This window comes from Kitasatospora sp. NPDC085879 (assembly GCF_040686255.1).
Taxonomy (GTDB): Bacteria; Actinomycetota; Actinomycetes; order Streptomycetales; family Streptomycetaceae; genus Kitasatospora.
Genome location: NZ_JBFBJZ010000007.1, coordinates 86,681 through 99,580 on the forward strand (window position 1 = coordinate 86,681; position 12,900 = coordinate 99,580).

The window sequence follows — 12,900 nt, forward strand, 5'->3', positions numbered from 1 at the left end:
CGTTGGGCAGGGCATGAACAAGCCGAACCGCCTCCTCGCCGGCCTCGCCCTCTCCGGCGCGGCCTTCGCCACCGTCCTCGGCGCGAGCCCCGCCCAGGCCGCCGAGCCCGGCCTCGACCAGGTCGCCGACATCAGCCACCCGGGCGGCCTTCTCGGCGCCACCGCCTTCACCGCGACCGGCCTGCTGACCGGGGTGCAGCCCAAGATCCCGGACCCGCAGTCCTTCGTCGAGCAGGCCAAGCAGCAGAAGGCCGAGCAGGACGCCAAGGCCGCGCAGGGCCACTGACCCCGCCCCCCGGCGCCCCTCAGGCCGGCTCGTCGACCTCGGCCACCCCGGTGATCCGGTGCAGGGCGAAGGTGCGCACCTCGTCCGCGTGGTGGTCGTACGCGGTGACGAAGCCGCCCTCGACCTTCACCGGGTCGACCACCCGCTGCGAGGCGATGCCCTCGGCGTTGATGTAGCCGATCCACATCCGCTCGCCGAGCAGCACCGCGGTCTGCAGCGCGGCCAGCGTGTCGGCGGCCGCGGTGCGCGGCAGCTGCCGCAGGTCGGTGCGGGCCGGGCCGGACTGCGGCAGGTGCGCGGCCGGCCCGGCCACCGTCTCCCGGCGGACGGCGGTTGCCGCCCGGTCGCCGGCCCGGATCGCCTTCACCGCCGCGCCGAGCAGCGCGCCGTCCGGGCGCGGCGGCCCGTCCGGCACCGGTTTGGGCGCGCTGCGCGGCGGCGTGCGCCGGCTGTCCGGCCGGGTGATCAGCACATCGCCCTCGGCGGACTCCGCGGCCGGCGCGTAGCCCATCGCCCGCAGCACCGAGAGCAGCGTGTCCGGCGGCGCCTGCGCGGCCAGCACCGTCGGCGCCAGCAGCCGCAGCCGCAGCTCCGCGCCCCGGCGGTCCGCCAGCACCTCGTTCAGCAGCGAGGGATCGTCGCAGCGCAGGTACGAGGAGGCCGCCCCGACCCGCAGCACACCGTGCCGCCGCGCCACGTCGTCGATCAGGTAGGTGAGCGGCTGCGGCACCGGCGTCCGCGAGTGCTGCGCCAGGAAGGCGTGCAGGTCGGAGGCGGTCCGTCCGGCGTCCAGTGCCCGCCGGACGGACTCCGCGGTGAACCGGTACACCGTCGCCCCGCCCTTGGACTCGATGTCCGCGCTGAGCGCCAGCGCCTGGGAGAGCGGGGTGAGCAGCGGGCCCGGCGCGATCGCCGTGAGGTCCGGCTGCAGGATGACGTGGTCCAGCGGCTGCGGCAGCAGCGGGTCGAGCGCGGGCACCGGGTCGCCGCCCGCCAGCAGCTCCCGGGCGGCCGAGGAGAGCGCGCCGCGGCCGGTGACCCCGAGCAGCTCCGCCTCCTGCAGCGTCCAGTCGGTGAGGTGCTCGCGCAGGTCGCGGCCGTCCGGCCCGGTCGCCCCGCCGCGCAGCGGCCGCTGCCAGCGCAGCACCGGCAGCAGTTCCTCGGCCCCGGCCGTGCCGCCCGGCGGCAGCTCGGCCAGCAGCCCCAGCACCGCCCGGCGGACGGACGGCGCGAGCGTGCGGTCCAGCTCCGGGCCGAGCGCGGCCCGCGGCCTGCCCTTGGCGTCCGGGCTGCCGGTCAGCGCGGCCACCCGGGTCGCGGCGAGCCAGCTCGCGGCCAGCACGGTCCACCGCTCGGCGACGGTGTCCTGCAACCAGCCGTCGTACGCCGGGGTCGGCGCCCAGTGCTCGTCCGCGTCGCCGTCCGGGGCGAGCAGGCCGGCGCCGTAGGCGAGTTCCAGCCAGAACGCGGCGATCGGCTCGGAGCAGTCCAGCGCCAGCGCCGCCCGCTTCAGGTCGCGGACGCCCACGCCACCCGCCCGCAGGGTGGGCGGCGGCTGCAGCCCCCAGCCCTCCAGCAGCTCCTCGACGGTGCGCACCGCGGTGTAGGCCTGGCCCGCCGCGGTGGCGTCCGCCGTGGCACGGTCCCGCTCGGCGACGGCCCCCAGGGCCGGCCGCGCCGGCTCCACGGCGCGGTGGCTGCGCCCGCCGCGCAGGTGCAGGGCGAGCTCGCGCGGCAGCACCACCGAGCCCGGCCCGGACGGCAGCAGCAGGCCGCGGGCGAGCAGCCACTCCAGCGGGGTGTGCGCCTGCTCGGCGGTGACCGGGCGGGCGGCGTCCGGCAGGGTGCCGGTCGGCGGGCCCCAGACCAGCCGGTCCAGCAGCGCGAGCGCCGGCGGCGGCGCCTGCTCCAGGAGGGCCGCGCACCGCTTGCGGTCGGTGAACAGGTCGGCCAGGGCGGCCACCGCGGTCACCGGGTCGGGGGTGGCGGGCAGCCCGGCCCCGGCCAGCAGCTCCTGCAGCCGGGCCGGGGACATCCCGGCGGTGGCCTCCGCCACAGTGGGGCCGAGGCCCGTCCGGCCCGGGTTGGCCGCGCTCGGCGCCAGTGCCTCCCGGACGGCCAGCACCAGCCGCAGCCCCGACTCCGGGCCCCACAGCAGGGCCCTGACCCGCAGTGTCTCCAGCGCCCCGGGCAGCGCGGCGGTGACCGCGGCCCGGTCCACCGGCTCGGCCCGCGGGTGCGGTTTCACCCGGGCCGGGCCGGCCAGCAGATTGCGGACGACGGTGTCGCTGCTGCCGTCCGGCGCGGCGGCCAGCGCCTCGGCGACCTGCAGGGTGAACCGGTCGAGCCGCTCCAGGGCGCGCAGCGCCGAGGCCCGGCTGGAGAGGCGCGCGGACAGCTGGGTCAGGTCCCCCGGCACCGGGTTCAGCAGGTCGGGTCGCGCGCGCAGCAGCCCGGTGAGGGCCTCGTCGCTGCGGGCGCGGAGCTCCTCGGCGAGCGTGCGGGGTGCGGCGGCCCGGGCGCGGGACGGTCCGCTCTGCTGGGTGGTCATCCGACCCAGGTTAGTCGGCCCGGGTTGCCGGGGCCCAGTGCCGGACGGCGACCGGTCGCCGCATCCCTTCCACCGCACCCGCTCCACCGCCGCCCCGCACCCGCTCCGCCGCCGCCCCGCACGCGCCCCGCCGTCGTTCCGCGCCCGGCGACGGCGGCGCCTCTCGCGTGCGCGGCACGCCAGTCGGTACCGTCAGCGGTGGGCGGGCCGGTGAGCGAGCAGGGGTGCGGGCGATGGCGGACGACGGGGCGGGCGGAGCGGCGGACGGCGCCGGACAGGGCGGCCGGGCGGCCGGCGGCGAGTGGTGGCGATCCGAGCAGCCCTGGCGGGTGATCGGCCCGCCGCGCCCGGCCGCCGACGACACCCCGGCCGACGAGCAGAGCGTGTACGCCCCGCAGAGCCCGGCGGCGCCCGCCGCGGAGCCCCCGCGCACCCCGCCGAAGAGCCCGGCCCCGGCGGACGGCCCGCTGCCCGCCGGGCCCGGCGGCACCCTCAACCTCCCCGGCTGGGAGGTGGTGGAGTACCACGACGGCCTCGACCTGCTCGGTCAGCCGGTCGCCGACCTCCCCGCGCAGCGCGCCGAGGCCCCGGCCGCGGACGCCCCGGCCCCCGAGGCACCCGCCCGGCCCGAACCGCCGAATGGACGCAAGGGCCGCAAGGGCCTCGGCCGCAAGGCCAAGGCCAAGGGCGATACCGCGGAGGGCGGCGGAGCCGCCGGGGCCGACCCCAAGGCCGCCCCGGCCAAGCCCGCCGGCCCGCTCGCCGGCCGCCGCCCCTCCCCGCTGCTGCTCGTCGCCGCGGCCGCGCTGCTGGCCGGCGCCGTCACCGGCCAGCTGCTGGCGATGCTGCTCGGCTGGGGCGCGGCCTACCTCTCCCGGCAGCTCTCCGACCTCACCCGCAAGACCCTGGTGCTCGGCATCCCGCTGGCCACCCTGTTCGGCTCCGCCGCCTGGTACTGGGGCCGCACCAAGGGGCGCTGGGGGCAGCCGCTGGCCGAGGGCGCGGCGATGAACCACGCGGTCTGGACGGCCGCCCCCGGTGTGCTGCGGGCCGCCGCGGTCCTCACCGCGCTCGCCGTCCTCACGGTGACCCTGCGCCGCCGCAAGGCCGACTGACCGGCACCCGCAGGGCCGTGCGGGGCCGCAGGCTCAGCCGCCGAGGAAGCGCTGCAGCTCGCCGAGGACCAGATTGGCGCCGGTGTAGCCGGTGCCCTGGAACCACAGCCCGTCCTCCACCGGGAAGGCGCGGTGCGCCCGGACGGCGCCCAGCGCGAGCCAGGCCGGGCTGCGCAGCACCGCCGTGGTCCCGGCCCGCTCCGGGTCGCCGTAGGTGGCGTAGAAGAGGAAGTCGGCGTCGGCGCGGGCCAGCTGGTCGAGGGGCAGGTCGATCTCGTCCTGGTCGGTGTTCTGCACGTCCGGTCGCCCGAGGCCGACATCGGTGAGGACGCTCCCCGGCCAGCTCTGCCGCCCGTAGGTGCGGATGCCGGGCAGCGGGCCCTCGACGAAGCGCAGCAGGCTGATCCGGCGGCCGCCCGAGCCGGCGTCCCGGATCGCCCGGGTGGCCCGCTCGGTGTGCCGCCGGTACTCGGCGGTGACGGCGGCGGCCTGCTCCTGGCGGCCGAGGGTCTGCGCGTGCAGCTGGAAGTTGTCCTTCCAGGGCTGGCCCGGGGTGCGGCTGAACACGGTCGGCGCGATCTGCCGCAGCTCGTCCAGGTGGGCGCTGTCGCGGGACTGGCTGCCGAGGACGACCTGCGGCTGCACGGCCCGGATCCGCTCCGGGTCGGGGGTGCCGGTGTCGCCGACGTAGGCGATCTCGGCGAGCCGTGAGGCCGGCCAGTAGTCCGGGAGGCCGGGGTCGAGGGCGGAGCGGGTGGCACCGACCGGGGTGATGCCGAGGGTCATCGCGGAGTCCAGCTCCGGGGTGCCGAGCACCACCACCCGGACGGGGCCGCCGGGCACGGTGACCGGGCCGTTCGCGGCGGTCACCGTGGTGCTGGGGGAGGGCCGCGGGCTGGGGCTGCCGCTCGCCGTGCCCTCGGCGTCGGTCGCGGCCGGCGCGCCGCCGCGGATCTGCGGACCGGTGCATCCGGCCAGGGCGGCGCCGGCGCCTGCGGCGATCGCGGTCAGGACCGCCCGGCGGGTCGGCCGGTTGGGCATCGGGACCTCCCGGAAGTCGGGCATCTCCGTCCGATTATGGACGAAATGCCCGATCCTTCTGAGGAGCCGTCACCCCGCGGCGGCACACGTCAGCGCGGGTCGGCGAGGTGTTCGCCCAGCCAGCCCAGCGAGGCCGGCAGCATCCGCGACCAGGTGTTGAAGTTGTGGCCGCCGGTCGCCAGCGTGATCGAGGAGACCTTCGTCTGCCCGCCCTTGGCCGCCGCGACGAACTTCTCGGTGTTGCCGAAGTAGTCGCCGTCGCCCTCGCGGCTGCCGCCGACCAGCAGCGACACCGCAGGGCGGGGCAGGTGGGTGAGCCGCCAGGTCAGGTCGGCGTCCTCGCGGCGCCGCCCGTCGCCGCCGAACAGGTCGCCGGTCGTGGCGTCCTCGGCCGCCCTGTAGTAGCCGGAGAGCGAGACCGCCGCGGAGAACACGTCCGGGCTGCGCAGCGCCAGCTTGAGCGCGCAGTACCCGCCGGTGGAGTTGCCGATCGCACCCCAGCTGCCGGGACCCTGGGCCACCCGGTACGCGGCCCGGATCGCGGCCGGCACGTCGGTGCTGAAGTAGGTCGCCGCCTTCGGACCGCCCGGCACGTCCTCGCACTCGGTGTCCCGCGGCATCGCCGGCGAGGGCCGCATCAGCACCAGGACGGTCGGCTTCATCTTGCCGTCCCGGATCAGCTGCAGTTCGGTGGCGGGGTAGTTCAGCTTGGTGATCAGGTTCTTGGCGTCGCCGGGGAAGCCGGTGATGGCGATCGCGGCGGGGAAGCGCTTGTCCTGGTACTCCGGCTGGAAGTACTGCGGCGGCAGGTACACGTAGCCGTCCGTGGACAGCCCGGTGGTCGCCCCGGGGATCCGGATCCGCTCCAGCCGGCCGACCTGGGCCGCGTCCCGGCCGACGGTGTTGGTGCCGCGGACGTTCTCCCCCGAGAGCCGCTGCACACCGTGCTCCCGGCCCTCCAGCCGGTTCTGGATCGTCACCGGCCCCTGGTCGCCGGTGCCCAGCAGGTCGTCCCAGCTGCTGTAGAACGCGAAGTAGTTGTTGGCGAGCAGACCGATCGTGCACATCACCGCGAGCTGCGTGCCGACGATCGTGCCGAGCCGGGCCAGCACCGCCGTCCAGGTCCGCTCGGCCAGCCGGGGCCACAGCCAGACCGTGCCCGCGATCGCCGCCACCGCCACCAGGGCGGACAGCGCCAGCACTTTGTGGCTGGTGAGTCCCATCTCTCTGCTCCCCCGTTACCCCGGTTCCGCTCTCAGTTTCAAGGATCGCTGGGAGATTTCTGGGAGGACTCGGCGCGCAGGCTGAATCGGCCCCCGCCGAACGGCGGGGGCCGATTTGCTGGGAGAATGACGGGGTCCGTGCCGTGAGGAGCCCGTTGTGAGCAAGCAGTCCGCCGACCGTGGTGACGCCCTGGTCCGTGCCGGGGCGATCGTCTTCGCCGTCGGCGCGGTCGCGACCCTGGTCACCTTCGTCCCGCTGTTCTTCGACCTGACCAGGCTGCCCAGCGCGGCGTACTGGATCTGCATGCTGATGCCGCTCGGCTTCCTGGTGTCCCTGGCCGGAGTCCTGGCCACCGCCCGCGCCGAGCGCCGCCGCGCCCGGGGCTGACGGCGGCCCAGGGATCGACGGGGCCGCTACAGGGCGTCGGCGAGCCAGCCGGGGAAGGCCGTGAGGTCGTCCAGGACGACGTCCGCGCCCGCCTCGCGCAGTTCGCCGGCGCTGTACGGCCCGGTGGCCACCGCGACCGCGACGGCACCCGCCGCCCGGGCGCCGCGGATGTCGCCGAGATGGTCCCCGACGTAGACGCCGGCGCCGTGCTCGCGCAGCGCGTCGCCCTTGGTCTCCGCCCACAGGTCCCCGACCAGGACGTCCGCCTCCAGGTCGAAGTGCTCCAGGTGCAGCCGGGCGTTCGGCTCGTACTTGCCGGTGATCACCGCGACCCGCCCGCCCCGGGCGCGCACGGCGGCGACCGCCTCCCGGGCGCCGGGCAGCAGCAGGGTCGCCGGCAGCGCGTACTCCCGGTACATCACCCGGTAACGGTCCGCGATCACGTCCAGCCGCTCGGCCGGGAACCAGTGCGCGAGCTCCTGCAGCAGCGGGGGCCCGAGCCGGCTGACCGCGAGGTCGCTGTCGATCCAGGTGCCGGTCTCGGCGGCGAGCGCGTCGTAGGTGGCCTTGATCCCGGGGCGGGTGTCCAGCAGCGTCATGTCGAGGTCGAAGCCGACGGTGAGAGCCATGACCGCCAGCCTAGGCCGTGTCCGGCCCCGGTCGGCGGGCCGGGGGACCGGCCGCGACGTGCCGTCCGTCACTGCCCGCAGTTCCCCGGGGACCCAAAGTTTCGACCGCGGGCCCGGCCGGGTATGCAGCCCTCGCACGGGGTGATCGAGTACCCCGCTTCGCCGAGGGGGTGTCTGCCTGTGGATTGCGCCGCGCCGCGTCCGTGCCGTGCCAGGCCCCCGTCCGGACGTGCCGCTCGGGAGTGAGCGGCTGAGGGATCATTAATCCGCTGAGAGTCGCCGATCACCCGCGTAGGGTGTCGGCTCGCGGTCCACCCGACGGGTCCGGTCACAGCCGGCCCGCCCACACCCACATCGAGGACAGTTCGAGATGCCCACCGGCCAGGTCAAGTGGTTCAACGAGACGAAGGGATTCGGCTTCCTGTCGCGCGACGACGGGGGCGACGTCTTCGTCCACACCAAGGCGCTGCCCGCCGGGGTCACCACGCTGCGGCCGGGCCAGCGCGTCGAGTTCGGGATCGTCGCGGGCCACCGCGGCGACCAGGCGATGGGCGTGACGCTGCTCGACGCCCTGCCGTCGGTCGCCGCCGCGCAGCGCCGCAGCCCCGACGACATGGCACCGATCGTGCAGGACCTGATCACCACGCTGGACGACGTCCTGCCGGGCCTGCAGCGCGGCCGCTACCCCGCCAAGCCGGCCGGCCAGAAGCTCGCCGTGCTGCTCCGGGCGGTCGCGGACCAGTTCGACGTCTGACCGCACCGCCCGACGAGGGCGTCAGGACCTCAGAAACGCAGCGCACCCGGGTCGACCGAGGGCACCAGCCCTTCCGCGGCGGCCCGGGTGAGCAGCGTCTCGACCGCCGCGTACCCCTCCGCACCGAGGTCCTCGGTGAACGCGTTGACGTACAGGCCGATGTGCTGGTCGGCGACGGCCGGGTCCATCTCCTGCGCGTGCGCCAGCACGTACTCCCGGGAGGCCTCCGGGGCGGCCCAGGCGGCCCGGACGGAGGCCCGCAGGGTGTCGGCGAGCTCCTTCAGCCGGTCCGCCCCCAGCGAGCGGCGGGCGACGATCGCGCCGAGCGGGATCGGCAGCCCGGTCTCCCGCTCCCAGGCCTCACCCATGTCGGCGAGGCTGTGCAGCCCGTACCGGTGGTACGTGAAACGGGCCTCGTGGATCACCAGGCCGGCGTCGACCAGGCCGTCCCGCACGGCGGGCATGATCTCGTGGAACGGCATCACGACGATCCTCCCGAAGCCGCCCGGCACCGCCTTCGCCGCCCACAGCCGGAAGAGCAGGTAGGCCGTCGAGCGCTCGCTCGGCACCGCCACCGTGCCGCCGGCCAGGTCGGTGCCCGGCTCCCTGGTCAGCACCAGCGGGCCGCAGCCGCGGCCGAGCGCCCCGCCGCAGGGCAGCAGCGCGTACTCGTCCAGCACCCAGGGCAGCTGCCCGTAGCTGATCTTCAGCAGGTCGAGCTCGCCCCGCTCGGCCATGCCGTTGGTGAGGTCGATGTCGGCGAACAGCACCTCGGGCGCGTCCGTGCCGGGCACCAGGCCGTGCGCCCAGGCGTGGAAGACGAAGGTGTCGTTCGGGCACGGCGAGTACGCGACCCGCATCGGCTCAGCCATCGGCGGTCTCCTGGAGCAGTTCGGGGTACGGCAGCGCCGCGAAGGCCCGCTCCAGGGCCGCGAGCGCCTCGCCGATCCGCCAGGCCGCGCGGTCGCGCGGGCCGACGGGGTTGGACACGGTCCTGATCTCGAGGGCGGGCACGCCGAACCGGGCGGCCGCCTCGGCCACGCCGAAGCCCTCCATCGCCTCCGCGGCCGCACCCGGATGACGGGACGCCAGCTCGGCGGCGCGCTCGGCGCTGCCGGTCACCGTGGAGACGGTCAGCACCGGGCCGGCCACCGCGTCCAGGGCCTTCGCGGCCAGGTCGACCGCACCCGGCGCGGGCCGGTGCCGGACACTGCCGAAGCCCAGTGCGGAGACGTCCCGGAAGCCGTCCGGGGTCTCGGCGCCGAGGTCGGCCGCGACGATCTCCGAGGCCACCACCGTCGCGCCGACCGGCGCGTGCGGGGCGAAGCCGCCCGCGATGCCGGCCGACACCGTCAGCCGGTACCGTCGGGACGCCAGGGCCGCCGCCGTCGCCGCGGCCACCGCGGCCGGGCCGACCCCGCCCGCCAGCACGTCCACCGGCACGCCCGCGGGCCGCCGGCCGTGCCGCAGACCGCCGCCCGGCAGCGCCAGGGCGCCGCCGTCGCCGCCGAGTCCGCGCAGCACCGCGTCCGCCTCGGCCTGCACGGCGACGACGACGAGCAGCCCGGCGCCGGGGCCGGACTGCTCGTCGTCGTACCGAAGGCTCATCGCCGGTCGGGTCAGTCCTGGGTCTTCATGTCGAAGAACCAGACGGCCAGGATCTCCTGGCTCTTCTGGTCGGCCTCGACGACCGTCACCGTGGTGTCGCCAGAGGAGTTCAGCAGCTGCGAGGCCGCCACCGAGCCGGACCAGGTGGTGCCGCGGGTGTCCTGCGCGAGCGGGGTCTGGCCCTGCGCGCCGCCGTCCGTGAAGGCGAACCAGCCGGTGTCCGCGACCGACGGCGGAACGCCCACGCCGACCCGGTCGCTGGCCTGCACGTCGGTCGTCGGCAGCTTGCCGGCCTCGCGGGCCTTCTTCGCGTCCACCTGGCACTTGGCGAGGACGTCCTGCGCCAGCGCCTTGCCGTCGTTGTAGCAGAACGGCGCGGACGTGATCGACGAACGGCCGACCGTCAGGGTCGCGACGTGCTCGGCGGGCTTGCCCTTGTTACTGGCGTACGCGATGGAACCGCCGACCGTGCCGGCGCCGATCACGACCACGGCGCCGATGGCGGCGATTGCACGGGTGCTGAGGCTCATGGGCAAGAGGCTACCGGGCTTTCGCGATCACGCGATGCGGGGGTCGCCGAGTCGCCGCGGCTATGCCACCCGTGGCCGAGCGGCCGACCCGCGCAGGCCCACCTTGAACAGCGACCGCAGCGTCCACAGCAGCGCCACCGTCATCACCGCCGCCGCCAGCGCCAGGCCGAGCGTCGGGTTCAGCGGCAGCGAGATGCCGACCACGCCGCCCGCCACCCAGCACAGCTGAAGGACCGTCTCGGACCGCGCGAAGGCAGACGTCCGCACCGCCTCCGGCACGTCCCGCTGGATCACCGCGTCCAGCGCCAGCTTGCCCAGCGAGGCCGCGATGCCCGAGGCCGCCGCCACCACCGCCATCGTCAACAGGCTGTACCAGATCGCTGCCGCGGCCGTCGCCATCGCCGCCAGCAGCAGCATCGCCGCCACCGTCGCCTCCGACCCGCGGGTCTTCAGCAACGAGCCGAACACCGACCCCAGCGCGTTGCCCACCCCCGCCGCCGCGGCCACGATCCCCAGCGCCGCCGTCTCCGGCACGCCGCTCACCGGCTCCTTGCGGATCAGGAACGCCAGGAACATCACCAGGAAGCCCACCAGCCACCGCAGCGAGGACACCCCGCGCAGCGCCAGGATCACCGACGGGCCCACCGTCCGCAGGATCGCCTTCGACGAGCGCGCGCCGTGCCCCTCCGCGTGAAGCACCGCACGCTGCTCGCCCTTCGCCGAGTCCACCTTGTGCGGCAGGTGAAACGCCATCAGCGTGCCGATCACGAACACCAGGAACGCCCCGCGCAGCGGCCACCCCGGCCCGGCCAGGTGCAGCAGCCCGCCCACCCCGGCCGCCACCATCGTCGCCAGCAGACCGGCCAGCGTCACCCGCGAGTTCGCCTTCACCAGCGACAACTGCGGCGGCAGCAGCCGCGGCACCACCACGCTGCGCACCACCCCGTACGCCTTGGACGCCACCAGCACGCCCAGCGCCTCCGGATAGAGCGCGATCCCCCCGCCGCTGATCGAACCGGCCATCGTCCACGCCAGCACCGCGCGGGCCAGCATCGACATCGCCATCGCCGACCGGCGGCCGTGCGGCAGCCGGTCCAGCAGCGGGCCGATCACCGGGGCCAGCAGGGCGAACGGCGCCATGGTGATCAGCAGGTAGAGCGCCACCCGGCCGCGGGCCTCCCCGGTCGGCACCGAGAAGAAGATGGTGGAGGCCAGTGCGATCGTGATGAGCATGTCGCCGAAGGAGTTCAGCGCGTGCAGCTCGATCAGCTTCGCGAGCCCCGACTCTCCGGCCCCCTTCGCGGACGTCGCCCGGCGGATCCGCCGGCCCGTGCCGTGCACCACCCGGCCGGTCCGCACGCCCGCCGCAGAAGCCCCCCGTACCAGCGCGCTCCGGGACTTCCCCGCCTTCGGCGGCACCGACCCGACACCGCCCGCCGACTCCTGCGGCGGCACAGCGCTCACCCCCGAGGAACCCTCCGGCTGCGGAGCGTCCACGCCGTGCTGCGAGGGGGTCTCGTCCGCCACATACGCCATCCTGCCCGAGAATGGGTCGCCGTACGACTGTTGACCGCGCATGCGTTCCACCGGCGCCGCGCGCCGCCCCGGACTGTGCCGGGGCCCCGACCGACGGGTAGCCTGCACTACGCGCGCACGGGGTCTGGGACGGACCGGGCGGGGCGGCGCGGTTGGTGCCGGGCACGGACCCGGTCGCGCAGAATAAGAAGTGCCCCTTGTACAGCCCTCGGCGGGCGGGGCACCGCCCCCGGACGGCCCCGGCCGTGCGCGGGACCGCCGCCGGACAACAGGACTGGGAGAGAATCGACGCCGTGAGCGCTGCGATGCGAAGCCGTACCCCCGACCGTCTCTGCGCCGAGGCCGTCGAACTCGCCCGCCAGGCCGCCGTCGAGATGGTCGGACCGGAGATCGTCGGATCCCACCTCGGCGCCCGCGCCGACGCCGACCGCGTGGTCACCCACACCTTCGAGTGCCTCGACGCCGCCTACCGCGGCTGGCACTGGGCGGTCACCGTGGCGCGCGCCCCGCGCGCGAAGAACGTCACCCTCGACGAGGCCGTCCTGCTGCCCGGGGACGACGCCGTGCTGGCCCCGCAGTGGGTGCCGTGGAGCGAGCGTCTGCGCCCCGGCGACATGGGCCCCGGCGACCTGCTGCCCACCGGCGCCGACGACGTGCGGCTGGAGCCCGGCTGGAGCGGCGAGGACGAGCCCGCCCCCAACTCCGCCATGAGCGAGGCCACGGAGGAGGACGTCGTCCTCACCGACCCGCACATCCAGCCCGCGCCGGCCCGCGCCCGGATCGGCGCCGTCGCCGAGGAACTCGGCCTCGCCCGGCCGCGGGTGCTCTCCCGGCTCGGCCTCCACCTCGCCGCCGAGCGCTGGGAGACCTCCTTCGGCCCGCAGACGCCGATGGCGCAGGCCGCCCCGGCGAACTGCGACACCTGCGGCTTCCTGATCCCGATCGGCGGCTCGCTGGGGCAGGCGTTCGGCGTCTGCGGCAACGAGTTCGGCCCCGCCGACGGCCAGGTCGTGGCCTTCGGCTACGGCTGCGGCGGCCACTCCGAGGCGGCCGTGCTGCCCGCCCCGCCCACCCCCTCCGAACTGATCCTCGACGAGACCGTGGTCGAGCCCCTCACCCTCCACCCCGACCGCGCCGGCGGCTCCGTCGAACCCGACGCCCCCACCGAGGAGCTCGGCCACTCCTGAGGGGGCACCCCCACGGGGGCGGTCGGAGCCGTCCCCCCGGCAGGGGAGAATG

13 protein-coding genes are annotated in these 12,900 nt (G+C 75.9%); 5 read left to right on the forward strand and 8 right to left on the reverse strand.

The window, feature by feature from the left end; genetic code table 11:
- Window positions 1–13 precede the first annotated feature (13 nt).
- Window positions 14–286 (forward strand): hypothetical protein, encoded by a 273-nt coding sequence (locus AB0P35_RS07935; protein ID WP_095873574.1) that lies wholly within the window; start codon window positions 14–16, stop codon window positions 284–286.
- Between the two features lie 19 nt (window positions 287–305).
- Here the strand turns inward: AB0P35_RS07935 and AB0P35_RS07940 are convergent, their stop codons facing one another.
- Window positions 306–2,837 (reverse strand): helicase C-terminal domain-containing protein, encoded by a 2,532-nt coding sequence (locus AB0P35_RS07940; protein WP_363507898.1) that lies wholly within the window; start codon window positions 2,835–2,837, stop codon window positions 306–308.
- A gap of 233 nt (window positions 2,838–3,070) precedes the next feature.
- Between AB0P35_RS07940 and AB0P35_RS07945 the strand changes: the two genes are divergently transcribed.
- Complete coding sequence (locus tag AB0P35_RS07945; RefSeq protein WP_363507900.1) at window positions 3,071–3,952, forward strand: hypothetical protein; 882 nt, start codon at window positions 3,071–3,073, stop codon at window positions 3,950–3,952.
- A gap of 33 nt (window positions 3,953–3,985) precedes the next feature.
- Here AB0P35_RS07945 and AB0P35_RS07950 read toward each other — a convergent pair whose 3' ends face one another.
- Both AB0P35_RS07950 and AB0P35_RS07955 read right to left on the reverse strand, forming a co-directional pair.
- Window positions 3,986–5,017, reverse strand: coding sequence for an iron-siderophore ABC transporter substrate-binding protein (locus tag AB0P35_RS07950; protein WP_363507903.1), 1,032 nt, complete (start codon window positions 5,015–5,017; stop codon window positions 3,986–3,988).
- Between the two features lie 65 nt (window positions 5,018–5,082).
- Window positions 5,083–6,216 carry an alpha/beta hydrolase-fold protein gene (locus tag AB0P35_RS07955; RefSeq protein ID WP_095873570.1) on the reverse strand — a complete coding sequence of 378 codons (1,134 nt, stop codon included), beginning with the start codon at window positions 6,214–6,216 and terminating at the stop codon, window positions 5,083–5,085.
- A 157-nt stretch (window positions 6,217–6,373) separates the two neighbouring features.
- Between AB0P35_RS07955 and AB0P35_RS07960 the strand changes: the two genes are divergently transcribed.
- Entirely contained in the window at window positions 6,374–6,604 is a 231-nt protein-coding gene (locus AB0P35_RS07960) for a hypothetical protein (RefSeq protein WP_363507906.1), read from the forward strand.
- 26 nt (window positions 6,605–6,630) lie between these two features.
- On the opposite strand, the gene AB0P35_RS07965 is transcribed toward AB0P35_RS07960, so the two are convergent.
- Window positions 6,631–7,233 (reverse strand): HAD hydrolase-like protein, encoded by a 603-nt coding sequence (locus AB0P35_RS07965; protein WP_095873569.1) that lies wholly within the window; start codon window positions 7,231–7,233, stop codon window positions 6,631–6,633.
- 370 nt (window positions 7,234–7,603) lie between these two features.
- On the opposite strand from AB0P35_RS07965, the gene AB0P35_RS07970 reads away from it, so the two are divergent.
- On the forward strand, window positions 7,604–7,987 hold the full coding sequence (locus tag AB0P35_RS07970; RefSeq protein WP_095873568.1) for a cold-shock protein: 384 nt from the start codon (window positions 7,604–7,606) through the stop codon (window positions 7,985–7,987).
- 29 nt (window positions 7,988–8,016) lie between these two features.
- On the opposite strand, the gene AB0P35_RS07975 is transcribed toward AB0P35_RS07970, so the two are convergent.
- From AB0P35_RS07975 to AB0P35_RS07990, 4 genes are read right to left on the reverse strand one after another with little or no spacing between them, the layout of a single operon-like run.
- Window positions 8,017–8,859: a 1,4-dihydroxy-6-naphthoate synthase gene (locus AB0P35_RS07975; protein WP_363507909.1), complete on the reverse strand. Its 843-nt coding sequence runs from the start codon at window positions 8,857–8,859 to the stop codon at window positions 8,017–8,019.
- Window positions 8,852–9,595: a futalosine hydrolase gene (locus AB0P35_RS07980; RefSeq protein WP_363507912.1), complete on the reverse strand. Its 744-nt coding sequence runs from the start codon at window positions 9,593–9,595 to the stop codon at window positions 8,852–8,854. Before AB0P35_RS07980 ends, AB0P35_RS07975 begins: the two co-directional genes overlap by 8 nt.
- 11 nt (window positions 9,596–9,606) lie before the next feature.
- Window positions 9,607–10,125 (reverse strand): DUF2771 family protein, encoded by a 519-nt coding sequence (locus AB0P35_RS07985; protein ID WP_095873565.1) that lies wholly within the window; start codon window positions 10,123–10,125, stop codon window positions 9,607–9,609.
- A gap of 60 nt (window positions 10,126–10,185) precedes the next feature.
- Window positions 10,186–11,484: an MFS transporter gene (locus AB0P35_RS07990; protein ID WP_363508140.1), complete on the reverse strand. Its 1,299-nt coding sequence runs from the start codon at window positions 11,482–11,484 to the stop codon at window positions 10,186–10,188.
- 482 nt (window positions 11,485–11,966) lie between these two features.
- Between AB0P35_RS07990 and AB0P35_RS07995 the strand changes: the two genes are divergently transcribed.
- Window positions 11,967–12,848: a DUF3027 domain-containing protein gene (locus AB0P35_RS07995; RefSeq protein WP_095873564.1), complete on the forward strand. Its 882-nt coding sequence runs from the start codon at window positions 11,967–11,969 to the stop codon at window positions 12,846–12,848.
- The last annotated feature ends 52 nt before the right edge of the window (window positions 12,849–12,900 follow it).

Coding starts and splice junctions, on each gene's coding strand:
- AB0P35_RS07965 (WP_095873569.1), bottom strand. CDS start 7,233: ATGGCTCTCACCGTCGGCTTCGACCTCGACATGACGCTGCTGGACACC.
- AB0P35_RS07975 (WP_363507909.1), bottom strand. CDS start 8,859: ATGGCTGAGCCGATGCGGGTCGCGTACTCGCCGTGCCCGAACGACACC.
- AB0P35_RS07995 (WP_095873564.1), top strand. CDS start 11,967: ATGCGAAGCCGTACCCCCGACCGTCTCTGCGCCGAGGCCGTCGAACTC.
- AB0P35_RS07955 (WP_095873570.1), bottom strand. CDS start 6,216: ATGGGACTCACCAGCCACAAAGTGCTGGCGCTGTCCGCCCTGGTGGCG.
- AB0P35_RS07980 (WP_363507912.1), bottom strand. CDS start 9,595: ATGAGCCTTCGGTACGACGACGAGCAGTCCGGCCCCGGCGCCGGGCTG.
- AB0P35_RS07940 (WP_363507898.1), bottom strand. CDS start 2,837: ATGACCACCCAGCAGAGCGGACCGTCCCGCGCCCGGGCCGCCGCACCC.
- AB0P35_RS07985 (WP_095873565.1), bottom strand. CDS start 10,125: ATGAGCCTCAGCACCCGTGCAATCGCCGCCATCGGCGCCGTGGTCGTG.
- AB0P35_RS07945 (WP_363507900.1), top strand. CDS start 3,071: ATGGCGGACGACGGGGCGGGCGGAGCGGCGGACGGCGCCGGACAGGGC.
- AB0P35_RS07935 (WP_095873574.1), top strand. CDS start 14: ATGAACAAGCCGAACCGCCTCCTCGCCGGCCTCGCCCTCTCCGGCGCG.
- AB0P35_RS07950 (WP_363507903.1), bottom strand. CDS start 5,017: ATGCCCGACTTCCGGGAGGTCCCGATGCCCAACCGGCCGACCCGCCGG.
- AB0P35_RS07970 (WP_095873568.1), top strand. CDS start 7,604: ATGCCCACCGGCCAGGTCAAGTGGTTCAACGAGACGAAGGGATTCGGC.